Source organism: Dellaglioa sp. CoH-57-MRSF-21, from assembly GCF_056781915.1.
In genome coordinates this window covers 75,143-98,942 of sequence record NZ_JBXAXU010000005.1, presented here as the reverse complement: position 1 = coordinate 98,942, position 23,800 = coordinate 75,143, and the positions used below count along the sequence as shown (strand labels likewise).

At 34.4% G+C, this 23,800-nt stretch carries 22 protein-coding genes, 1 tRNA gene, 1 rRNA gene and 1 pseudogene; 20 read left to right on the top strand and 5 right to left on the bottom strand.

Going from position 1 to position 23,800, the window contains the following annotated elements; translation table 11 throughout:
* Positions 1–76, top strand: a 5S ribosomal RNA gene (rrf, locus tag AC1RPQ_RS06520); the annotation flags it as partial.
* Between the two features lie 70 nt (positions 77–146).
* On the opposite strand, the gene AC1RPQ_RS06515 is transcribed toward rrf, so the two are convergent.
* Positions 147–219 (bottom strand) — tRNA-Thr (locus tag AC1RPQ_RS06515).
* A gap of 47 nt (positions 220–266) precedes the next feature.
* Positions 267–2,510, bottom strand: a complete 2,244-nt coding sequence (gene helD / locus AC1RPQ_RS06510; protein ID WP_481761804.1) for an RNA polymerase recycling motor HelD — start codon at positions 2,508–2,510, stop codon at positions 267–269.
* A gap of 341 nt (positions 2,511–2,851) precedes the next feature.
* On the opposite strand from helD, the gene trpS reads away from it, so the two are divergent.
* Together trpS and AC1RPQ_RS06500 are read left to right on the top strand one after the other, a co-directional pair.
* Positions 2,852–3,868 (top strand): tryptophan--tRNA ligase, encoded by a 1,017-nt coding sequence (gene trpS, locus AC1RPQ_RS06505; protein ID WP_481761803.1) that lies wholly within the window; start codon positions 2,852–2,854, stop codon positions 3,866–3,868.
* A gap of 45 nt (positions 3,869–3,913) precedes the next feature.
* Positions 3,914–4,831: a Ppx/GppA phosphatase family protein gene (locus AC1RPQ_RS06500; protein ID WP_481761802.1), complete on the top strand. Its 918-nt coding sequence runs from the start codon at positions 3,914–3,916 to the stop codon at positions 4,829–4,831.
* A gap of 25 nt (positions 4,832–4,856) precedes the next feature.
* Here AC1RPQ_RS06500 and AC1RPQ_RS06495 read toward each other — a convergent pair whose 3' ends face one another.
* The 3 genes from AC1RPQ_RS06495 to AC1RPQ_RS06485 form a co-directional block, all read right to left on the bottom strand.
* The gene (locus AC1RPQ_RS06495; RefSeq protein ID WP_481761801.1) at positions 4,857–5,609 is read right to left on the bottom strand and encodes an amino acid ABC transporter ATP-binding protein; all 753 of its coding nucleotides are present in this window, start codon (positions 5,607–5,609) and stop codon (positions 4,857–4,859) included.
* 12 nt (positions 5,610–5,621) lie between these two features.
* Complete coding sequence (locus AC1RPQ_RS06490; protein ID WP_481761800.1) at positions 5,622–6,323, bottom strand: amino acid ABC transporter permease; 702 nt, start codon at positions 6,321–6,323, stop codon at positions 5,622–5,624.
* A gap of 79 nt (positions 6,324–6,402) precedes the next feature.
* Positions 6,403–7,188 (bottom strand): transporter substrate-binding domain-containing protein, encoded by a 786-nt coding sequence (locus AC1RPQ_RS06485; RefSeq protein ID WP_481761799.1) that lies wholly within the window; start codon positions 7,186–7,188, stop codon positions 6,403–6,405.
* A gap of 114 nt (positions 7,189–7,302) precedes the next feature.
* Here AC1RPQ_RS06485 and AC1RPQ_RS06480 point away from each other — a divergent pair.
* The 17 genes and pseudogenes from AC1RPQ_RS06480 to glmU form a co-directional block, all read left to right on the top strand.
* A pseudogene (locus AC1RPQ_RS06480) lies at positions 7,303–8,574 on the top strand (hydroxymethylglutaryl-CoA reductase, degradative); the annotation flags it as partial.
* Entirely contained in the window at positions 8,575–9,549 is a 975-nt protein-coding gene (locus AC1RPQ_RS06475) for an IpaB/EvcA family protein (protein WP_481761798.1), read from the top strand.
* Positions 9,549–10,028 carry an NUDIX domain-containing protein gene (locus AC1RPQ_RS06470; RefSeq protein WP_481761797.1) on the top strand — a complete coding sequence of 160 codons (480 nt, stop codon included), beginning with the start codon at positions 9,549–9,551 and terminating at the stop codon, positions 10,026–10,028. The genes AC1RPQ_RS06475 and AC1RPQ_RS06470 overlap by 1 nt, the downstream gene beginning before the upstream one ends.
* A gap of 17 nt (positions 10,029–10,045) precedes the next feature.
* Positions 10,046–10,378, top strand: a complete 333-nt coding sequence (locus tag AC1RPQ_RS06465) for a hypothetical protein (RefSeq protein WP_409021927.1) — start codon at positions 10,046–10,048, stop codon at positions 10,376–10,378.
* Positions 10,379–10,526: 148 nt separating this feature from the next.
* Positions 10,527–12,560, top strand: a complete 2,034-nt coding sequence (gene metG / locus AC1RPQ_RS06460) for a methionine--tRNA ligase (RefSeq protein WP_481761796.1) — start codon at positions 10,527–10,529, stop codon at positions 12,558–12,560.
* A 78-nt stretch (positions 12,561–12,638) separates the two neighbouring features.
* Complete coding sequence (locus AC1RPQ_RS06455; protein ID WP_481761795.1) at positions 12,639–13,409, top strand: TatD family hydrolase; 771 nt, start codon at positions 12,639–12,641, stop codon at positions 13,407–13,409.
* Between the two features lies 1 nt (position 13,410).
* The gene (gene rnmV, locus AC1RPQ_RS06450; RefSeq protein ID WP_409021930.1) at positions 13,411–13,983 is read left to right on the top strand and encodes a ribonuclease M5; all 573 of its coding nucleotides are present in this window, start codon (positions 13,411–13,413) and stop codon (positions 13,981–13,983) included.
* Positions 13,976–14,875 carry a 16S rRNA (adenine(1518)-N(6)/adenine(1519)-N(6))-dimethyltransferase RsmA gene (gene rsmA, locus AC1RPQ_RS06445; RefSeq protein WP_409021931.1) on the top strand — a complete coding sequence of 300 codons (900 nt, stop codon included), beginning with the start codon at positions 13,976–13,978 and terminating at the stop codon, positions 14,873–14,875. The genes rnmV and rsmA overlap by 8 nt, the downstream gene beginning before the upstream one ends.
* Positions 14,876–14,967: 92 nt before the next feature.
* Positions 14,968–15,204, top strand: coding sequence for a Veg family protein (locus AC1RPQ_RS06440; protein WP_409021932.1), 237 nt, complete (start codon positions 14,968–14,970; stop codon positions 15,202–15,204).
* 118 nt (positions 15,205–15,322) lie between these two features.
* On the top strand, positions 15,323–16,177 hold the full coding sequence (ispE, locus tag AC1RPQ_RS06435) for a 4-(cytidine 5'-diphospho)-2-C-methyl-D-erythritol kinase (protein ID WP_481761794.1): 855 nt from the start codon (positions 15,323–15,325) through the stop codon (positions 16,175–16,177).
* Between the two features lie 29 nt (positions 16,178–16,206).
* Entirely contained in the window at positions 16,207–16,797 is a 591-nt protein-coding gene (locus AC1RPQ_RS06430; protein ID WP_481761793.1) for a cysteine hydrolase family protein, read from the top strand.
* A 369-nt stretch (positions 16,798–17,166) separates the two neighbouring features.
* A complete protein-coding gene (locus AC1RPQ_RS06425; protein WP_481761792.1) occupies positions 17,167–18,390 on the top strand; it encodes a serine hydrolase in 1,224 nt (407 codons plus the stop codon).
* Positions 18,391–18,721: 331 nt separating this feature from the next.
* The gene (locus tag AC1RPQ_RS06420) at positions 18,722–19,684 is read left to right on the top strand and encodes a metal ABC transporter substrate-binding protein (protein ID WP_481761791.1); all 963 of its coding nucleotides are present in this window, start codon (positions 18,722–18,724) and stop codon (positions 19,682–19,684) included.
* A gap of 9 nt (positions 19,685–19,693) precedes the next feature.
* Positions 19,694–20,386 (top strand): metal ABC transporter ATP-binding protein, encoded by a 693-nt coding sequence (locus AC1RPQ_RS06415; RefSeq protein ID WP_481761790.1) that lies wholly within the window; start codon positions 19,694–19,696, stop codon positions 20,384–20,386.
* Positions 20,347–21,174, top strand: coding sequence for a metal ABC transporter permease (locus tag AC1RPQ_RS06410; RefSeq protein WP_481761789.1), 828 nt, complete (start codon positions 20,347–20,349; stop codon positions 21,172–21,174). The genes AC1RPQ_RS06415 and AC1RPQ_RS06410 overlap by 40 nt, the downstream gene beginning before the upstream one ends.
* Positions 21,175–21,359: 185 nt before the next feature.
* A complete protein-coding gene (gene purR, locus AC1RPQ_RS06405) occupies positions 21,360–22,190 on the top strand; it encodes a pur operon repressor (RefSeq protein ID WP_409021938.1) in 831 nt (276 codons plus the stop codon).
* 201 nt (positions 22,191–22,391) lie between these two features.
* Positions 22,392–23,783 (top strand): bifunctional UDP-N-acetylglucosamine diphosphorylase/glucosamine-1-phosphate N-acetyltransferase GlmU, encoded by a 1,392-nt coding sequence (gene glmU / locus AC1RPQ_RS06400; RefSeq protein ID WP_481761788.1) that lies wholly within the window; start codon positions 22,392–22,394, stop codon positions 23,781–23,783.
* Positions 23,784–23,800 lie beyond the last annotated feature (17 nt).

Sequence of the window (23,800 nt, the reverse complement as noted above, 5' to 3'; positions counted from 1 at the left end):
CGAACACAGAAGTTAAGCTTCTTAGCGCCAAGAGTAGTTGGGGGTCGCCCCCTGCGAGGGTAGGACGTTGCCATGCTAATAATAAATAAAAAAAGGACATTAACATAATTGTTAATGTCCTTTTTTTATGCGATTGTAAAATAAAAAGCCGCTTACCGGATTTGAACCGGTGACCCCCACCTTACCATGGTGATACTCTACCTACTGAGCTAAAGCGGCATTACTATAAAAGTCTATAGTAATATTAAAAATAAATCAACCTAAATTTAAACAATCAAAACACTAGAATTATTTATGGAATTCGTAAGCAACGGAGATAGTGACTCAATGGAAAAGATAGTTAAGGTATGCATTGCTCGTGAACAAAGAGTATAAAGGGTACCAAGATCATTTTTTGAAATATAATTTTTTTTTGAAATATCAAAAGCAATAACAGAATCAAATTCCAAGCCTTTAGCTAAATAAATAGGTAATATTATTGTTTCTTCTGGAATTTTTCTGTCGCCATCTGTAACCATTGTTAATTTTACTAATGATCTGAGTTCACTATATAGTAATTTACATTCAGCCAAATTTTTAGTGATGATAGTTACTGGTTGGTTATTAGTATCACCATTTTTAATTAGGGCTATTAAAGATGCTAGTGCAGAAGCCCGGGTTTTACTAAAGTATATTTTAGGTAATTCGCCATGACGTGTGAATGATTCAATGCTATTTCCGTCTGGTAGCAATGATTTTGCAAAATTAGTAATTTCAAATGTTGATCGGTAACTTTTATTTAAAATAATTAAATTAGTTTTTTTAACTTGTAAAATATGATTTAAATTTTCTAAAAATTTAGCTGGTAAGATTAAATCATAGAATAAAGCTTGCTCACTATCTCCTAAAAGTGTTAATTTAGCGTTAGGAAAACAATTTTTTAAATATAAGAGTTGCAGCGGAGAGTAATCTTGAATTTCATCAATAAAAAGATGTTCGATATTTCTATTTTGACCATCACCCGTTAGTAAGTCTCGTAGCAATAGTAGTGGTGTGGCATCTAATAACGTGATTTTATGAAGCTCTAAGTTTGATTGGAATGATTTTTTTTCTTCTATTGAAATTGTAATTTCAAGGAATTTAGCATATTGCTCATAAATATCAATAAAATAATTATTGTAAATCGCATCATATACAATATTAAAGCGATCTTTTAATATAATGGTACCAATATATGATATTTCTTTATCAATACTATCAAATTCATCGCGTTCATAATCACTTAAATATGTTTCATATTGAGAATCAGATAACGAATCAATTTCTTCACGCATCCAATCAGATTCTGCCATTTCGGCAATTCTAGTTTTTAATCGTTTTGTTAGTGTATTTTTTGTTGCGGTAAATTTATCTGATGACAACATATTATGTGGTAGATGTGTAAATATATTAGCGATTTCTTCTTTTTTAAAGAACGGGATACCTTCATAAATGATATCTGTGAAGGCTAATTCAGATGAATCTACTGCATTTAAGTAATTTTCAATTGTTTTTTTTAAAAGTGCATTACCTCTTAAATCAGATGAAGCATGTTTATTGTTTGACTCATAATTTTCAAATAAGGTTTCAACCTTTAATCCTTGAAAACGATTAGAGAAGAATTCGGCTAACGTGACTTGTCTCATGTTCTTTTCGCCCAGGCTAGGTAGTACATCGGAAATATAGTGACTGAAAAGTAGATTTGGAGAAAATAATATAATTTGATCCGCATTTAGTGATGTTCTTGAGTGATAGAGTAGAAATGCAATACGTTGTAGAATAGCGGATGTTTTCCCACTTCCGGCAACCCCCTGGACAACTAATAAGTCACTTGTTGTATCTCGAATAATTGTGTTTTGTTCTTGTTGAATTGTAGAAACAATATTTTTCATCTGTGTGTCACTTTGTTCGCCTAAAACTTGTTGCAATAATTCATCGCCAATTGTTTCATTGGTATCAAACATCGATAGGATTTTACCTTCTTTAATTTGAAATTGACGTTTTTTGGATAATTCTGTCATTTGAGTTCCTTGTGGTGTCTTATAAGAAATATGACCCAATGCGCCGTTATAATAAATACTTGAAATAGGTGCACGCCAGTCATGTATTAGAAAATTTTGATGATCATCTACTAGAGAGGCTAGACCAATATAGAGTTGTTCCTGTTCTGGATCGCCATCGTCTTGGATGTCGATACGTCCAAAATAAGGTGAATCGCCTAATTGTTTTAAAGTATGAACCTGTTTTTCTAATATTTCTTCAGTTTGGATAGTCGTGGCGACCAATTGTTTCTGTTGTTGCACTTCGGCATTCGTTTCAATTCTATCATCAACTTCAAAAGTATTGATTTTGGCATTATCTACATAGTTTTTTTCAACTGATGAGGTTTCTTTATGTGCTTTTTCACATAGTTCGGCTGTTTTAATAGATTGGTGATTAATTTCAGTAATAATTGAATCAACTCTATTTTGTTCGATTTCTTCTTCTGACATCTTAATGCCCCCTTTGTACTATTGACCTAGTTTAAAGGTTTTTGAAATATTCGTCTAGTATTTAATATTATTTGATTTTTTCTGTTGAACACGCTACACTTACACTAATAGATAATTCATTGATTATTGCGAAGTAGGAACGCCAACTAGAACAGGGACATACTGATTTTGCTGGAAGGTATGGTGGCGGACTGAATTGGATATATGAGAATTTTGGGTAACCTCCTTATCGGTAAGTGGCAGAATTTTATTCTGCAATTTAGGTGGTACCACGAGACAGTCGTCCTATTGTTATTTACTAACAATAGGACTTTTTTTATAGATAGAAAGGGAGCGTAAATATGACAAAAAAAGTAGTCTTATCAGGGGATCGACCTACGGGGAAACTACATATCGGGCACTACATCGGTTCATTAAAGAATCGTGTTGAAATGCAAAATTCTGGTGATTATGAGATATTCATCATGATTGCTGATCAACAAGCTTTGACAGATAACGCACGTGATCCGGAAAAAATTAAAAATAGTTTAATTCAAGTAGCGTTAGATTATCTAGCGGTTGGTATTGATCCAAACAAATCAACTATTTTTGTTCAATCTCAAATTCCTGCATTAACGGAACTAACAAGTTATTACTTGAATTTGGTAACTGTTTCTCGCTTGGAACGTAATCCTACAGTTAAAGCTGAAATTCAACAAAAGAATTTTGAACGCAGTATTCCTGCCGGATTTTTTGTTTATCCGGTTAGCCAGGCTGCAGATATTACAGCATTTAAAGCAACAGTTGTACCTGTTGGCGATGATCAAGAACCAATGATTGAACAAACACGCGAAATCGTTAGAAGTTTTAATACAATTTATCAACAAGATATTCTTGTTGAACCAGAAGGTGTCTTCCCTCCAAAAGGGCAAGGACGTTTACCTGGATTAGATGGTAATGCAAAAATGAGTAAGTCACTAGGAAACGGGATTTTCCTTGCCGATGATGCGGAGACATTGAAGAAGAAAGTAATGTCAATGTATACAGATCCAGATCATATTCATGTTGAAGATCCAGGTAAAGTTGAGGGTAACATGGTATTTACTTATCTTGATATCTTTGATAAAGATACTGAAAAAGTTGCCGAACTTAAGGCCCAGTATCAAGCAGGTGGCTTAGGCGATGTTAAAATTAAACGTTATTTAAATGAAGTACTTGAAGCTGAGTTAGCTCCAATTCGTGAACGACGAGCTGAATTAGCTAAAGATCCTGAAGCCATTTATGCAATGTTAAAAGCGGGTAGTGATAAAGCTAATGCTGTTGCAAACCAAACATTGAACGAAGTTAGAGATGCGATTGGAATTAATTATTTTAACTAGTTCGGTTGTGAAACGTTTCTTTGATTTAGTATGAGGTGAGTAATAATGGAAAAGTTTGTTTTATTGGATTTGGGTTCAAATTCGGTTCGATTATCAATTAACGAACAACTTGATAATGGACAATTTAAAGAAATTAAGCGTTTAAAATCGGAAACACGATTATCTGAAGGGATGGGGAAATCCCGAGTGTTACAGGAACATGCGATGGCTAGGACAATTGAAGCCTTAGTTAGTTTTAAAAAACAATATGATATTTATGGACCGGTTGCTGTACATGGAATTGCCACTGCAGCTGTACGAATGGCTCGAAATCAAAAAGAATTTTTACGTCGAATTAAAGAGGCAGTTGGTGCTGATATTGAAGTTTTAAGTGGGGATGATGAAGCTTATTACGATTATATGGGTGTAATGGAAGCCTTACCAATTCATGATTGCTTGATTTTGGATACAGGTGGCGCAAGCAGTGAATTAATCCATGTGGTTAATCGAAAAGTGGTACATCTTGTGAGTTTGCCATTTGGTGCAGTGACTTTATCCGAAAAATATTTAAAAAATGAACAGATTACGAGTAAAGAATTATTTCAGTTAATGGAGTACTTGGTGACCGCTTTTCAAAAGTTGGAGTGGTTGAAGGAAGCAATGGAGTTGCCCCTCGTACTACTTGGCGGCTCAAATCGAATTATTGGACGTTTAAACCGCAAAAAACAGAAGCTAATTAATACGGAGGCAATTAATGGCTATCAATTGTCACGTAAGGCAGTTTCATTAACTTTTGAGGACTTGGTAGGCTTGACGACTAAAAAGCGTGCACAAGTCAGTGGTATAGCTTCTAACCGTGCGGATATTATTGTAGGTGGAATTGCACCAGTTGTTGTTCTGGGACAATATTTAAATTCTGTTGGTGTCATTTTTTCTGAAAGTGGTGTCCGAGAAGGTTATTTAACAACTAAATTAGGTAAATAAAAAGACATCAAAAATTGATGTCTTTTTATTTTGGTAAAATATCTTCGAATGTCATTGCTGATAAAAATTTTTGAATGCGTTCTGTAGGGTGATTGAAAAATTCGTCTGGTGAACCATTAAATAAGATATTGCCATCTTCTAGAAAAATGATATTATTGGCAACAGCTTTTGCAAAGGCCATATTATGAGTAACGATAACCATTGATTTTTTTTCTATATCCAACTTAAGTAGAACTCTTAAAACCTCTGCTTCTAATTCAGGATCTAGTGCAGAAGTTGGTTCATCAAATAATAAATATTTAGGATTCATTGCCATTGCTCTAGCAATAGCTACACGTTGTTGTTGACCACCAGATAACTGGCTTGGATAGTAATTAGCACGATCTGAAAGACCGACTAATTCTAAAAGTTCTTCAGCGCGTTGTGCAACAATTAATTTTTGTTCCTTTAAAACGTGAAGGGGTCCTTCCATAACATTTTTCAAAACAGTTAAATGAGGAAATAAGTTATAGTCTTGGAAAACCATACCTGTTTCACGACGAACTTCCAAAATTGTTTTTTCACTGATTGGTTGGGTAAAGTCGATCTTTTTATCATCTAATGAGTAGAGACCTTCTTCGGGTTGTTCTAATAAATTAAATGAGCGTAATAAGGTTGATTTACCGGAACCAGAAGGACCAACGATGACGGTTGTTTCGTTTTCTGGTAATTCAAATGACAACGATTTTAAGACTTTATGTTGGTCGAAGTATTTATTAACATTTTCAAATTTAATCAAAGTTAAGACCTCCTAGTTATTTTTAATGTAACGCGATGTTCTTTTTTCTAGATAATATTGACCAACGTTTAAAATTGAGCAAAAGACTAGATAAACGACCGCTACTTCACAGTATAAGGTCATAGGTTCATAAGTTCTTGCCGCAATTTGTTGACCAACGGAAAACATTTCGACAATCGTGATTGAGAAGGCTAATGACGTATCCTTTATTAAACCAATGAAACTATTTGATAAAGGTGGAAGTGAGACCCGTGCTGCTTGTGGTAAAATAACGCGAAATAACACGGTTGTGTGTGTCATACCAATGGCGTAACCAGCTTCCCACTGACCTTTTGAAATTGATAGAATAGCTGCACGAATTGTTTCCGATGCATAAGCACCAACGTTTAATGAAAAAACAATAACAGCGGCACTGAATGCGCCGAATTCAACTGTATAAGGTGCTGGTAATCTAGGTAGTCCATAAAATAGGATAAATAATTGCACAATCAAAGGCGTTCCTCTGAAAATCCAAACATAGAATGAAAAGAATGCTTTACCAATCCCTTTTAAAATTTGGGTGAAGGTACTGCCTTTTTTTATATCTGATATTCGAACTAGTGCGGTGATAATTGCGATGATGATCCCGATAACGAATGAAATTATCGTCAAAGGGATAGTGTAGCGAATTCCAGCTTCTAAAATGGTTGGGAGTGAATCAATAACAAGTTTCATAAACGCGGAACCTCTCTTAATCTATTATTAATAAAAAAAGACTGATGACAAAATGGATTTTGCACCAGTCCTTTTGGAATTATTTATTTGTGATGTCGCTACCAAAATATTTTTTTGATAGTTTTGATAATGAGCCATCAGCACGTAATTCTTTAAGTGCTTTGTTTAATTCTTTTTGTAATTTTGGGTTGTCCTGTTGGATTAAGCCAGCAACTTTTAATGCTGGAATTTCAGAACCTGTTGAAATTGTTTTAATGTTCGTATCAGGTTTTTCTTTTAAGTATGAATAGACAGCATCGTTACTGTTAATGGTACCATCAGCCCGACCATCTAGGATTAAACTGATTGTATTTGCAAAATCATCTGTTGAGACAACATCAGCACCAAGGCGTTCAGCATCGGCTCCATTTTCACTTGTAACCGTTTGTGCCATCTTTTTACCCTTAATATCTTTAATCGTTTTAATAGAAGAGTTATTATTTTTGACGACTAAAATTGATTTTGAATAAATATAAGGTGATGTAAAGTTGTATTTATCTTGACGTTCTTTTGTAACACCAACGTTGTTTAAAACAACGTCGTATTTGTTAGCATCTAATCCTGCAACTAATGAATCCCATTTTGATTCGATAAATTTAGGCGTTAAATCCATTTTTTTAGCTAATTGTTTACCAAGATCAACTTCGAAACCAGTTAATTTATTGTTACTATCGTGGTAACTATAAGGGCGGTAAGTACCTTCTAATCCGATTGTTAATGTACCCTTTGTTTGTGTTACATCGGATGCTGTATCTTTCGATTTACCGCAGGCGGTTAAAGCAAGAGCAATCAATAACACACTGGCAAGACTTAATATTTTTTTCATTTTAGTACGCCCCTTTTTTTAAAAGTAATATATTATCTATCTATAATAGCGTAAAATAAGCTAAGAAACCAATTATTTCTCTTACTAAAAGTAAAAACAACAAAAAGGACTAAGGTAATGACAAAATTTATAAAATTTTATCAAAAAAAATGGCATGATAGATTAATAACCTTATTAAATGACAATCTTATTTCAGATGATGAAAAATTAGAAATAGAAACGCATGCTCTTAATCATGAATTAGGGGATCAGATGACTGAAAATTATATAGCAGATTTTACCTTGCCAGAAGGTATTGCGTTTAATTATTTAGTTGATGGAAAAAAGATGACGGTCCCAATGGTAACTGAAGAACCTTCTGTAATTGCGGCAAATAATAATGGGGCAAAAATAATTGCATCTGCGGGTGGATTTACAACAAAAATTAAATCACGCTTAATGATAGGTCAAGTTATTTTAGAAAATATTGATGATGCGGATAACGTTATCAACCAAATTAATGAACAACAATTGAATTTAATTAAAATAGCGAATGCTGCTCGTCCTTCACTTGTAAAACGAGGCGGTGGCGCACGTTGGGTCAGAGTTCGAAAACTAGCAGCTGATCTAATTTCGGTAGATTTAGCAGTAGATGTTCAAGAAGCAATGGGCGCTAATAGTGTAAATACAATGATGGAGGCAGTTGGTGAAACGCTGCAAACACAGTTTAAACAAGACGTCCTTATGAGTATTCTATCCAACTACGCAACAGATTCATTAGTTGAATCAAGCTGCTCAATTCCTTTTACGTTGTTAGATTCTGCAGAAATTAGTGGTGAACACATAGCTAAGAAAATTGTCTCAGCAAGTCGAGTGGCTCAACTTGACCCATATCGTGCCGTCACACATAATAAAGGTATTATGAATGGGATTGATGCGGTTCTCATTGCTTCGGGAAACGATTGGCGTGCCGTTGAAGCAGGTGCTCATGCTTATGCTAGCCAAGATGGCCAGTATCGTGGCTTGACGAAATGGTCGATAGTCAGTGATAATTTAGTTGGCATAATTAAATTACCAATGCCCATAGGAGTTGTTGGGGGTTCGATTGATATTGTCCCAATGGTTCAAATTAATAAAAAAATGATGGGTATTCGATCAGCAAAAGAGCTTGCTAGTTTGGTTGCAAGTGTTGGGTTAGCTCAAAATTTAGCGGCACTTAAAGCACTTGTTTCTGAGGGTATTCAAAAGGGACATATGGGTCTTCAACTAAAATCACTGGCAGTTAAAGTTGGCGCTGTAGACGAAGAAGTGGCACAATTAACTGAGTTATTAAAAAATGAGAATCGACCAGATACAGAGGTTGCAACAAAAAAACTAAATGAATTAAGAAAAAAAGGGGATAATTAAATGGTTGAGATTACATTACACCAAAATACACAAAATTTAATTACTACAATTAAAGAACAATTTGATGGAGAAATTAAAATTCAATATGGTGGCGAAAAAGTTGGGTTTATTAAGCATCAACAAGTAGAATCTCGGTTAGAAGATGGAAATTTCATTATTAATGTGACTGATATTACAGCACCTGATTACTTGATTTCGCATGAACTATTCCATTTTTTCTTGCAACTTAATCAGGCACCTGAATTAATGTTAAAAATGACAACGGATGATTTTAATATCGACGATAAAATCAATGCGACGGCTGTTCAACTTTATGATACGGTTTTACATGGGACTATTTTTAGATTACAAGAAGAAAATGGGTTTATTGATGATAATATTAGAGAATTATTCTATCAAGGAATCTTGGCAACAGTGACTGCTGAACCTAAAGAAGGTAGCGGCCCAGATGAATGGGGAATGTACCGATTAATCACACTTTTAGATGCTTTGGTGTTCTTTCAAAATGAAGATATGGAACAAATTACTGAAAAATTCTTAGAATTTTACCCTATCGCAACAGATGCTGCACTTAAATTATTGGAAATCTTAACATCTAATGACTTACGTGCACCTTTTGAAGCTCGCCGAGCAACGGTTGCCTTATTTAAAGCCTTCGATGCACAACTTGAAGCGTGGAAATTACCAAAAATGTACTTAAATACGTTTGCAACGTTAACACCAGTTTTCAGTGAACGTCAATTAAAATTAGAAGTACGTCAATTGTTTGATATTATGCATTCTGAATTTAAAAGTAATGTTAATTTTGCGTCAGCTTATGTTGGTATTCAAAAGAATGATCAACAAAATGCATTTGTTATTACAGTACCTAGAAATGCGGATTCAAAAGAGGTTATTTTACGTACGTACGATATGACAGTGTTAGAATTAATGCAAACAATTAAGATGCGCTTTATAGTTAGAACTGCTGAATAATGATTGATTTAGCAAAATATAATCTAGCTGTTATCACAGCTGGAAACAACATTTTATTATTAAATCGTTTGAAAAAACCATATGTTGGTCTTTGGAATGGAATTGGTGGTAAACGTGAACCACAAGAATCTGAACTTGCAGGGATGCTTCGTGAATTATATGAGGAAACAGGAATCAAAATTACCGATTCTCAATGTAGACCAACGGGTTATCTTGAATGGTCAGTGGACGACGAATATCAAGCTACAATAGCGTTATTTCATATCTCTTTACAACAACCATTTGGAAAACAATATCCACAAAGAACACGAGAAGGTATTTTAGCAGACTTTCCAGTTGAATGGGCTTTGAATAAGCAAAACGTCGGACTAACACCTGATTTAGTTCCTGTGTTACCCTATATTTTAAAGGATGAATTTCATCGATATTTGACAAATTTTAATGGTTCACAATTAGTTGATTTTAAAATTAAATTATAGTGAAGGACTGTTGTAAAATGATTGAACACAGTGAAATTTTTACTCGATTAAATAATCTAAAGACTAGATTACAATGGCTAACTTATTTTCAGCGGTTTTTTGACTTCATTCTGTTTTACTTTGGTTTTTCTAGTTTTTTTGGTGGAAATCCAATAACGTTATTTGGAACAGTTTTCACAAAAGGTGAAGGGTTACTACTAACGTTGATGGTTGCGGCGATAACGTTTAGTATCACGGCACTGAAACAAGATCCAAGACGGGTTGGGCGGATTTTAATTACCATTTTAGATGGACAGCTATCTGAAAAAGAAATTATGATTATTCGTCAATTTCAAAAATATGCACGCTAATTTTAAAAGAGATAGTCTATGTTAAACTCACGGACTGTCTCTTTTTATTGCTTAAAATCGGCTGAAAACTATGATATACTGTTAAGGAGTTTATACAGAACGAATGTTAAAAAACACATGAAATACGATACGGAAAGGGTCTTAAAAAATGACAGAAAAACCCACATTTTATTTAACAACACCAATTTATTATCCATCTGGTAAATTACATATTGGAAATTCATACACAACAATTGCGTGTGACGTCTTAGCACGTTACAAACGCCAAAAAGGATATGATGTTTTCTTCTTAACGGGAACAGATGAACATGGTTTGAAAATCGAACAAAAAGCTGAAGAATTAGGGACAACACCACAAGCTTATGTCGACGGTATGGCTAGTGATATTAAAGAATTATGGAAAACCCTTGAAATTACAAATGATAAATTTATTCGAACAACAGATGATCAACATGAAAAAGCTGTGCAATATATCTTCGATAAATTACTTAAACAAGGCGATATTTATTTAGGAGAATACGAAGGCTGGTACTCTGTTTCTGATGAAGAATTCTTTACAGAATCACAGTTGGCTGAAGTTTTCCGTGATGATGACGGTAAAATGGTTGGTGGTAAAGCGCCAAGTGGTCACGAAGTTTCATTAGTTAAAGAAGAATCATATTTCTTTAAAATGAGTAAATATGCAGATCGTTTACTAAAATATTATGAAGATCATCCTGATTTTATTCAACCAGAATCACGTAAAAATGAAATGATAAATAATTTCATTAAACCTGGTTTGGAAGATCTTGCTGTATCTAGAACGACATTTAACTGGGGCGTAAAAGTTAAAAGTAACCCTAAACATGTTGTTTATGTTTGGATTGACGCTTTAGCAAATTATATTACAGCCTTGGGTTATGGTTCAGATGATACTGAACTATTTGATAAATATTGGCCTGCAGATGTTCAAATGGTTGGTAAAGAAATCGTGCGTTTCCATACGATTTACTGGCCAATTATTTTGATGGCGCTCGATTTACCTTTACCAAAACAAATTTTTGGTCATGGTTGGTTGTTAATGAAAGACGGTAAAATGTCTAAATCAAAAGGTAACGTTATCTATCCAGAAATGTTAGTAGAACGCTATGGATTGGATGCACTCCGTTACTACTTAATGCGCGCTGTACCATTTGGTAATGATGGTGTCTTCACACCAGAAGACTTTGTTTCACGTGTTAATTTTGATTTAGCTAATGATTTAGGGAACTTATTAAATAGAACTGTTGCGATGATTAACAAATACGATGGTGGTAAAATTCCAGCATTAAAGGGTAACGTAACTGAATTTGATGGAGACTTAGGTCAAACAGCTGAAGATACAATTACGGAATATACTGAATTAATGGATAAAATGGAATTCTCAGATGGATTAAATGCTATCTGGAAATTAGTTGCTAGAACAAATAAATATATTGATGAAACACAACCATGGGTTTTAGCTAAAGATGAAGCACGTAAAGCTGAACTTGATAGTGTTATGGTACATTTAGCAGCTAGTTTACGTGTGATTGCTGTCTTAATCCAACCTATTATGACGCATGCACCTAAAGAAATTTTTGAACAATTAGGTTTAGACACGGCAGATATGGCTATTGAAGAATTAAACTACTCTGATTTCCCAATGGACAGCGTCGTTGTTGAAAAAGGAACGCCTATTTTCCCACGCTTAGATGTTGAAGAAGAGATTGCCTATATTAAAGATCAAATGACAGTTTCAGATAAGAAGAAAGGGCGTAAAGCAATGGCAGTTAATGATACAGAGGATTCTTTAGATTGGAATCCAGAAAATGTGGCTCTAAACTTAACATTACCTCAAACGACATTTGATCAATTTGAGCCAAATGAATTAAAAGTTGCTGAAATTATTCAAGTTGAAAAAGTACAAAATGCTGATAAACTATTGAAATTTAGATTAGATGCTGGTGATCCTGATCATCGTCAAATCTTGTCTGGTGTAGCAGAGTTTTATCCTGAAACAGATGTCTTATTAGGAAAAAAAGTTGTGATTGTTGCGAACTTAAAACCGCGTAAGATGAAAGGCGAAATTAGCCAAGGAATGATTCTATCTGTAGAATACGATGGTAAATTGAAATTAATTACCGTTGATGAAGATATTAAAAATGGCGCAATTGTAGGCTAAATAAAGTAAGGACTGGAAACAAAACTTGGTTTTGCTCTAGTCCTTCTTCATTTTACTGCTAGAAAGGAGAGGTATCCCTTGGAAATATTTGACACACATACACATATTAATTCTGATGAATTTACAACGGAAATTCCTGAAGTTATTGAGCGTGCAAAAGCATTTGACGTGACTAAAATGGCAATTGTTGGATTTGATCAACCAAGCATTTTGAAATCACTAGAACTATCAAAAAGCTATCCTAATTTATATTCTATAATTGGTTGGCATCCAGAAGAGGCAAAAACCTACACACCGGAGACTGAAGAAGTTTTGATAGAACAATTACAGTCGCCAAAAGTTGTCGCAATGGGTGAAATGGGCCTAGATTACCATTGGGATACGTCTCCAATTGAAACGCAGAAAAAAGTTTTCAAACGTCAGGTTGAGATTGCGAAGGCGTTAAAATTACCAATTTCTATTCATAATCGAGATGCCTTTGAGGATGTTTATACAATCCTGAAAGAAGCTGATATTCGTGATATTGGTGGCATTATGCATAGCTTTAATGGTGATGCAAAATGGGCAGAGAAATTCTTAGACTTAGGGATGCATTTATCCTATAGTGGTATTGTGACTTATAATAGTGCTAAAGAAGTTCATGAAGCCGTTAAAGTGACACCAAGCAACCGAATTTTAATTGAAACAGATGCACCATATTTAACGCCAGAACCTTATAGAGGTCAGCGCAATGAACCAGGATACACAAGATACGTCTTGGAAGCTGTCGCAAAAATTCGAGAGAGTTCAAGTATTGATATGGCAGCGGCAACATTTAAAAATGCCGAAAACTTATTTAGGATAGGGTAATATGCAGAAAATTAGAGAAGTAATCGTAGTTGAAGGTCGCGATGACACAAAACGTATCCATTTAGCTGTTAATGCAGATACGATTGAAACACGTGGCTCAGCTATTAGTGACGAAACGTTAGATCAAATTGAACTGTTGCAAGAAACTCGAGGCGTAATTGTATTTACGGACCCTGATTTTTCTGGTGAAAAAATTCGTAAAACTATTTCAGCACGCGTTCCAAATGTACAGCATGCTTTTCTGAAAAAAAGTGAAGCTGTCCCAGATCATAAAGGGAGTTTAGGCGTTGAACATGCTTCAGTTGAAGCGATTCGTGAAGCGCTAGATCATTTGTATACAGAAATGCCTGATGGCGAAACATTGATCAGCTTAGAGGATTTACAAACGGCAGGATTGATTGCCGGACCGGATGCCAAAGCTAAGCGTGAAAAATTAGGTGAGTATCTCAAAATTGGTTACACAAATGGAAAACAATTATACAATCGATTGAAACTATTTCAAATTTCACCAGAAGAGTTCGTCGACGCATTGCAAGAAATTAACGAGACAATAACGGAGGAAAAACATGGCTAACAATGATGTGCCAGACATTGCTTCACCTATTAGAACTAAAGCAATTATGGAAACTTATGGTTTAACTTTTAAAAAGAGTTTAGGCCAAAATTTTTTAACAGATAAAAACGTACTAATGAATATTGTGGACGCCGGAGATATTACGGCTGAAGATGACGTTATCGAAATCGGACCTGGTATTGGGTCATTGACTGAACAATTAGCAAGACGTGCACATCATGTTTTAGCAATTGAAATTGACCAAAATTTGATTCCTGTACTTGGCGAAACACTAAGTCCATATGATAATGTTGATATCGTGGAACAAGATATTTTAAAAGCTAATTTACCAGCGTTAGTAGAAGAACATTTTGATGGACAGCATCCATTAAAATTAGTCGCTAATTTACCTTATTACATTACAACGCCCATTATCATGCATTTACTAGAAACGGCGGTTAAATTAGATAAAATCGTTGTTATGATGCAAAAAGAAGTGGCAGAACGAATTGCAGCTGATCCAGGTAGTCGTACATATGGATCACTAACGGTAGCCGTTCAATATGAAATGGATGCTGAAGTCGCATTCGTTGTTCCAAGAACCGTCTTTATTCCACAACCTAATGTTGATTCAGCTATTATTGTTTTGAATCAAAAAGAAGGCGACGTTGAACGCCCAATTAGTGAAAAGGTCTTCTTTAAATTAGTTAAAGGAAGTTTCCAACATCGACGTAAAAGTTTATGGAATAATTTACAATCAATTTATGGTAAAACACCAGAAATTCGTGAAGCGTTACAAGCAGCATTGGATGCATCAGAAATTTCTGCTCAAATTCGTGCTGAAAAACTAAGTATTCATGAATTTATTGTTTTATCTAACAATCTTATCAAAGTAGAAGAGAAATTTAATTAACTTCTTATTGAACTACTGATGTTCGATGTGGTATAATTGCAAATCTTGTGAAACTATGGTATGATGTTTCACATAAGAAGGTGAAGCCCATCATGCCAGAAACTTTAGCCAGCATCAAAGGTACGCTAGATGCCCAAGTCGGAAAAAATTTAACGGTAGTTGCTCAAGCCGGTAGAAAGAAAACTACAGAACGTAAAGGGATTTTACGCGAAACATTCCCAGCTATTTTTGTAGTCGATTTAAACCAAGATGAGAATTCATTCGAGCGCGTTTCATATAGCTACACAGACGTATTAACAAAAAATATTGAAATTGATTTTGAAGATTAAAAATAAGTATAAAAGCCTAGGTAGGGATGTTTTTAGAACATCTTAACTTAGGCTTTTATTTTTAGAAATAATTAGTATAATTAGAGTTAATTAAGGACTTATAGGATTAGGTGAGAACATGGAGATTCGTGAAAAAGCCCCAGCTAAAATCAACTTGAGTTTAGACACCCCATTTAACCATCAAGATGGTGAACAAGAATGGCGAATGGTGATGACATCAGTTGATTTAGCAGACTACTTACATATCAAATCGCTAGACGATCGAACGGACATTACAGTGGAAACTGATAGTGGTTTTTTACCGTGTGATCACCGAAATTTAGCCTATAAAGCAGCAAAAATTTTACAGGATAAATTTCAGATTAAAAAAGGTGCCCAAATACATATCAAGAAGCAAATCCCAGTTGCTGCTGGGCTAGGTGGCGGTTCATCAGATGCAGCAGCCGTTTTACGTGCTTTGAATCAATTATGGAAACTCAATTTATCTTTAGCAGAGTTGGCAAAAATTGGTTTAAAAATTGATTCTGATGTGCCTTACTGCGTTTATAGTAGAACGGCTCATGTAACGGGTCGTGGTGAGAAGATTGCTATTTTAAAAGACTTACCCCCTGTTTGGTTAGTGGTTGCAAAACCTAAGATTAGTGTTTCAACACCAACTATTATTAGACAAATTGATTATACGCGACTCACTCATCCAAATGTAAACGCCGTTGTGAATGCAATTGAGGACGACGATATGGATGCCATAATTGATAATCTAGGTAATGCGCTTGAACCGATTACAGCTGAACGTCATCCCGAAATTACACGTTTAAAAGAAAAAATGATAAAATTTGGGGCAGATGCAGCAGAAATGAGTGGATCAGGCCCAACTGTATTTGCGATATGTCGTAAAAAAAGTCGAGCACAGCACGTCTACAATAGTTTAAAAGGTTTCTGTGAAGAGGTCTACCTAGTGAGACCGTTAAGTTGATTTTATTGCGATAATTAGCATAATTTGTTATGTTGAAGGCATTAAATACAACTGAAAATGAGGGACAACTTGTGGAAGCCTTAATTGAAATTGACTATACAAATGATTTTGTAGCGACAGATGGACACTTAACGGCGGGAAAACCTGCTCAAGAGATTGAAGCTCGAGTGATAGAATTAATGAATGAGTTTGAACAAAAAGGTGATTATGTTGTTTTAGCAACTGATATTCATTATGAAAATGACCCATTTCATCCAGAAACTAATTTATTTCCACCACATAATATTGCAGGTACAAACGGTCGTAAATTCTATGGTGAGTTGGAGCCTTGGTATCAGGCGCATAAAGATAAATCAAATGTTTATATGATGGATAAAACGAGATATAGTGCTTTTGCGGGAACGGATTTAGATTTAAGATTACGAGCTCGGTCAATTGAAACAGTGCATTTAATTGGTGTTTGCACAGATATTTGTGTTTTGCATACCGCAATTGACGCATATAATTTGGGCTATAAGATTGTCATTCATGAAAAGGCGACAGCTAGTTTTAATCAAGCTGGACATGTATGGGCACTGTCACATTTTAAGGATTCTCTGGGTGCAGAAATTAAAGATTAGTGGATTTAGTACAGCTATTGTTGGAAGAGAGTGTTGTCACTTTGTGATAGCACTTTTTTTTATTAAAAAATTGGAGATAATGACTAATTAAGCGACTAGTTAAGAACGCATCCTTCTATTTACATACTACCTAATATAGGTTAACTTTATAACTAAGACATGATTTAATGTAGCGTGTTAGATTAATCTAATTTGCAAGAAAATGGGGGATTGTCTTTGGGAGAATAAAAGCCATATTTGGGGAAAGGTATGGAGGAAACATAAGTGTTGATAGTTAGTTTATGAGTAACAGATATTGAGTACATATATAGAAAAAATAGGGATGTAATGAAGGATAAGTTAAAGTCCTAAAAATTACGAGGTGAAGATATGAAAATTTGTTCGAAATGTGGGTCTCAGAATGAAAATGATGCATTATACTGTGATAATTGTGGGCAACCGTTAGAAAATAAAAATGTTGCTCCTATGAAAACATGTCCGCAATGCAACATAGCAAATAAGGTTGAGGATCAATTTTGCAATAATTGTGGCTTTAAATTTAATCCGAAAGCGCAAGATACTAATAAAGTAGCAGCGCCAATAGTAAACAATGAAATAACAGAAAAACGAGCTAAAAATAACAACCCGATGAAAATAGTTTTAGGAATTATTTTACTTGTTATTATAGCGGGTGGCGGTTATCTTATAGCTGGAAAGTTAACGCACAAAGATAGTGTACCGACGAAGGAAACAACTACTGCAGTATCTAGCTCAAAAGAAAAGAAAACATCGGAAAAAACGCAATCTTCAGAAAATAGTTTAGTACTAAATAAAGTTAAAATTAAGAATGATATTGCAACATATATGGATGACGTTGATGGAAAAAATTCGGTCTACGTTTCGTTAACAGATGGTAGTGCACCGGTAGTTGAAAATAATCATGCGCAAGGATCAGCCAGCATGATTAAATTATTTATTTTAATTACAGCTTATTCTATGGAAAAAGAAGGGACCATCAACCTAAAGGATAGCTATGTTTTATCAGAATCGGATAAGGTCGGTGGAACGGGAGAAATCCAGAATATGAGCGCAGGTACTAGATTGTCATATAAAGAATTATTAGAAAAAATGATTGATGACAGTGATAATACTGCTGCAAATATTGTGATTGATAAACTTGGTGGATTTGCTTCAATTAATACAGAAATTAAAAAATTAGGCGCAATTAATACAACAATTAAAAGAAAAATGATGGATACAGATGCCCTTAATTCAGGAATCGATAATAAAACGTCAGTAACAGATATGGGTAAAATTCTTAAAAAAATGTATAATCATAAATTAGTGTCTAACCAATCGGATCAGGCAATGCTAGATTTACTAAAAGAAAATAAAAATCTAACTAAATTACCATCGTCCTTACCAACTGGTGTTACAGTCTATAATAAGACAGGCGAATACAACGAATATGGTATTCAAAATGATGCTGCCATTATAGAAAAAGATAAAAAGGCATTTATAGTTGTGGCGATGTCAGAATCGGGAACTGAAGATAAGCAGATTCCGGGAATGAATAGGCTAGGATTAGAATTATATCAAGATATTCTAGAGTAAAATAAGAGTTACCAGATAAAATAATGAGACGCAACATCGTAACTAATGGTTAGTTATGATGTTGCGTCTTTTTGCGCGCAAGATATTAATAGTAAATTATATTTAATTCTAATGATATAGTTCACTTTTAAATTGGAAACGGTTCACTTGCTGACAGGTCGACTTTAAATACAGTTATTATAACAAGATGAACTTATACGAATGACAGCTTAACACCGTAGTGACACTTAAAAAAGTTGACGTAGCTGTACCTAAAATGATATTCTAATATTTGTCGGTAATGGTATTGATTACTATTTAGATTACGATTTGAAAAAATGAGGGAGAAACCATGCAAAAAAAATTAATTTTAGTAAGCATAGTACTCACGATGTTAGTTGTTGTATTGACCGGGTGTGGGCAAGGGGCAACTAAGAAAGAGTCTAATAAATTACAGGTTATCACGACATTTTACCCAGTGTATGAATTTACTAAGGCAGTTGCAGGCGATAACGCAGATATAACAATGTTGATGCCTGCCGGGACAGAACCGCATGATTACGAACCTAGTGCAAAGGATATTAGTAAAATTGCGAGGTCAGATATCTTTATCTATAGTAGTAATAATATGGAAACGTGGGTTAAAAGTTTGAAATCAAGTATTGATGAAAAACAAACGCAGATTTTAAATTCTAGTCATTCAATTAAAATGATTGATGAGAACGAAGAATTGAAAAGTGAAGAGGCTGAATTAGCTAATAAAGAAGAGGAAAGTTCATTTTCATCGACTAATAATTATGACCCTCATATTTGGTTAAATCCTGAAAACGCAAAAAAAATGGTTAAAAACATTTCAAATGAATTAATTCAGCAAGATCCTAAAAATGAAAAGTATTATGTAAAACGAACAAATGCTTATTTGAAAAAATTAACGGAATTAAATCAAGAATATAAAACGACATTTAAAAATGCTAAGAATAAAACATTTGTTACGCAACATGCTGCATTTGCTTACTTGGCAAAACAATATGGACTAACGCAAGTTGCGGTTGCGGGTATTTCTTCGGATGAAGAACCTAGTCCAAGACGTTTGGCAGAGCTACAAACGTATATTAAAAAGTATCATGTAGATACCATTTTTACTGAATCTAATGATTCTAGTAAAATTGCGAATATGCTAGCTAAAGAAACAAATATTAAGGTTAAAGGATTGAATCCAATTGAAGGACTATCAAAAGTTCAAATCGAAAATGGAGAAACATACCTTTCAGTTATGCAAGATAATTTAAAATCGTTAAAAACGGTTGTTAAATAAGGAGAATAGATGAAATATATTGAAGTCAAAGATCTTACCTTTTATTACGATGAAGAACCTGTTTTACAAGATATTAATTTCCACATTGATTCGGGTGAATTTGTCATTTTAACTGGTGAAAATGGTGCTGCAAAATCAACTTTAATTAGAAATGTACTTGGCCTATTACATCCGGCTAAAGGAACTGCTGAAATTTCTAAAACTAATTTAGATAATAAAAAATTACGTGTCGGATATATCCCACAAGAGATTTCATCATTTAATGCGGGGTTTCCGTCAACAGTATATGAACTAGTAGCATCAGGCCGTTACCAACAAAATCGTTGGTTAAGACGTCTGAATAAAAATGATCATGAACATATAAAAAAAGCACTTGAAACAGTTAATATGTGGAACTTTAAGAATCATAAAATTGGTGAATTATCTGGTGGTCAAAAACAACGTGTTTGTTTAGCCCGTATTTTTGCAGCAGATCCTGATTTATTTATTTTAGATGAACCAACAACAGGGATGGATGAACAATCGCGTCACGATTTCTACGAATTATTACAACATGAAGCCCATACGCATCATAAAGGTATCTTGATGATAACGCATGATCATGAAGATGTTTCAGAATATATTGATCGTCACATTAAATTAGTTAGAAAGGAGGACTCACAATGGAGATGTTTCTCGATGGATTCATGCAACGAGCTTTAATTGCTTCACTTTTAATGGCAGTAATTACGCCGTTATTGGGATTATTCTTAGTTTTAAGAAGGCAATCGCTTTTGGCAGATACATTGTCACACGTTTCGTTAGCAGGGGTCGCGTTAGGATTGTTTGTTAATATTAATCCAACAATTACCACACTGATTGTGGTTTTAATTGCCTCAGTTTTAATTGAATTTTTAAGCAATTTATACCGTACGTATTCAGAAGTTTCAATTGCCATTATGATGTCTGCCGGACTATCAATTGCCTTAGTTTTAATGAGTTTAAATCAAGGTGCCAGTTCAATGAGTGTACAGCAATATTTATTTGGTTCAATTGTGACGATTAGTTCAGCGCAGGTTATCATTTTAGCAATTTTAACTGTATTAATTGTCGTTCTCTTCCTACTATTCAAAAAGCCAATGTATGTTTTAACTTTTGACGAAGAGACGGCTTTTGCTGAAGGGTTACCGGTTAGATTGATGTCAATTAGTTTTAACGCAGTTACAGGTGTGACGATTGCTATAATGATGCCAATTGCCGGGGCACTACTCGTTTCTGCAATTATGATTTTACCTGCAGCAATTGCAATGCGATTGGGTCGTAGCTTTAATCTGGTTATTATAATTGGTGTGATAGTTGGTGTAATAGGGATGGTTGGCGGATTAATGTCATCTTACCAATTTAATACACCGCCTGGCGCAACGATTACGCTATTATTCATTACGATTTTCATTATATGCAGTATTATTAAAGTTATATCCGTTAGACTTCAAATTAATAAACAAAAATAAAACCGAATATTAACAATCAACAAGCTACTTTTAAAAATAGCTTGTTTTTTTATTAGAAAATCATTAAAAACCGAACGTTAATAATTATATTTTGGCATTTTACTGTTATTATTCGGTAAAACGGGTTATAATGAAAATCACACTTTGAATACTAGATATGTTTAAAAGAAAGGCCTGATATATATATGAAAACAAGAAGAAGCGATCGATTAATTGATATGACTCGTTATTTGCTAGAAAGACCACATACGTTGGTTTCTTTGACGTATTTCTCAAAACGCTATGAATCAGCTAAATCATCAATCAGTGAAGATCTTGCGATTGTAAAACGTACAGTTAGAGAGCGAGGCACGGGAACGCTAGAAACAATTCCTGGCGCAGCTGGCGGTGCACGTTTTATTCCATCTATTGATGAAGCAGAAGCACGTGAATTTATTGAATCAATGACTGAGGAGTTATCAGAAAAAGATCGGTTATTACCTGGTGGCTATGTCTATCTATCTGATTTACTTGGCCGTCCTGACGTTTTACGTCAAGTAGGACGCTTGATTGCAACAGAGTACTTAGACCAAAAAATTGATGCCGTTATGACAGTTGCAACTAAAGGTGTACCCATCGCACAAAGTGTCTCAACATTTTTGAATGTGCCATTTGTTATTGTGCGTCGCGATTCAAAAATTACCGAGGGTTCAACCGTTAGTGTTAACTATGTATCTGGCTCGAGTGAACGTATTGAAAAAATGGAATTATCAAAGCGTAGTTTAAAACGTGGTGCTAACGTATTAATCGTAGATGATTTCATGAAGGGTGGCGGCACAGTTAACGGAATGAAGAGTTTAATCGAAGAGTTTGAAGCAAACTTAGTCGGTATTTCCGTTTTCGCTGAGGGCGCCTTTAGTGGTGACCGAATTGTTGATGATTATAGTTCATTGTTAAAAGTTGATGAAATTAATCATACAGACAAAACCATTCATGTTAGTGAAGGAAATTATTTAACAAAAACATTTAAAAAATAAAAAGTTAATAGATAATTTATATGAAAACTTAATGTTAAATTTAACATTAAGTTTTTTTTAGAAAATTCCAATAATAATTTAAAATCAAGTGTTTTTTAATTTCGAATAAAGTAAGCATATTTATTCGAAATCTTGCAACGCATACGGGTTTAAGCTATTATTAAGGTAGAATATTAGAATATAATTGGAGGAGACTATCTAATGACAGTTGCTAAATATGCCATTATTCTTGCTGCCGGTAAAGGTACAAGAATGAAATCTAAACTATATAAAGTGTTACATCCGATTGCTGGGCGTCCAATGGTTGACCACGTTTTATCGGAAATTGAAGCAAATAATATGGATGAAGTTGTTACTATTGTGGGACATGGTGCTGAGCAGGTTGAAGAAACGTTAGGCAATCGCTCAGAATATGTTCTTCAAGCAGAACAATTGGGAACTGGTCATGCTGTCCTTCAAGCAGAAAAAATCTTAAAAGATAAAGAGGGTATGACCATTATTGCTAATGGTGATACACCGTTACTTACTGCCAAAACATTTGGTGAATTATTTGAATATCATAAAGAAAAAGGTGCTGCTGCAACTGTTCTAACAGCACAAGCAGAAGATCCAACGGGTTACGGTCGAATTATTCGTAATGATATTGGGATTGTTGAAAAAATTGTTGAACAAAAAGATGCCACAATTCAAGAAGCTAATGTTCAAGAAATTAACACAGGTGTGTACTGTTTTGATAATAAAACTTTATTTGAAGCTTTACATGAAGTAACAAATGATAATGCACAAGGTGAATATTACTTAACTGACGTTATGGAAATTCTTAAAAAACAAGGTAAGATAGTCGCAGCTTACCGCATGAAAGATTTCTCTGAATCAATGGGTGTAAATGATCGTGTGGCTTTATCTGCTGCAACTAAAGTTATGCAACGCCGGATTAACGAAAAACATATGCGCAATGGTGTGACTTTAGTTGATCCTGAGACGACTTACATCGAATATAATGTTAAAATTGGTTCAGATACAATTGTAGAACCAGGCGTTTACTTAAAAGGTAATACAGTCATTGGTGAAGATTGTGTCATTGGTGCTCATTCTGAAATTATTGATAGTATTATTCATGATAAGGTAACTGTTACGTCATCATATCTTGAAGATTCTGAAATGGAAACAATGAGTAACATTGGACCATACAGTCACTTACGTCCTCAAGCACATATTGGTGAAGCTGCTCATATCGGTAATTTTGTAGAAATTAAAAATGCAACTATCGGTAAGAGTACTAAAGTTGGTCATTTGACTTATGTCGGGGATGCCACTTTAGGTAAAGATATTAATGTCGGCTGCGGCGTCGTTTTTGTTAATTATGATGGCGTTAATAAACACCATACCAACATTGGTGATCATTCATTTATTGGTAGTGGATCTAATGTAGTTGCACCACTAGAAGTTGGTGATCATGTATTTATCGCTGCCGGATCAACAATTACAGATAATATTGATTCACACGATATGGGTATTGCTCGTGGTCGTCAAGTGAATAAAAAAGGTTATTTTGACAAATTACCAGTAGCTCATGCACCAGAAATTGATTAGTAAGCGAATTCTTATCG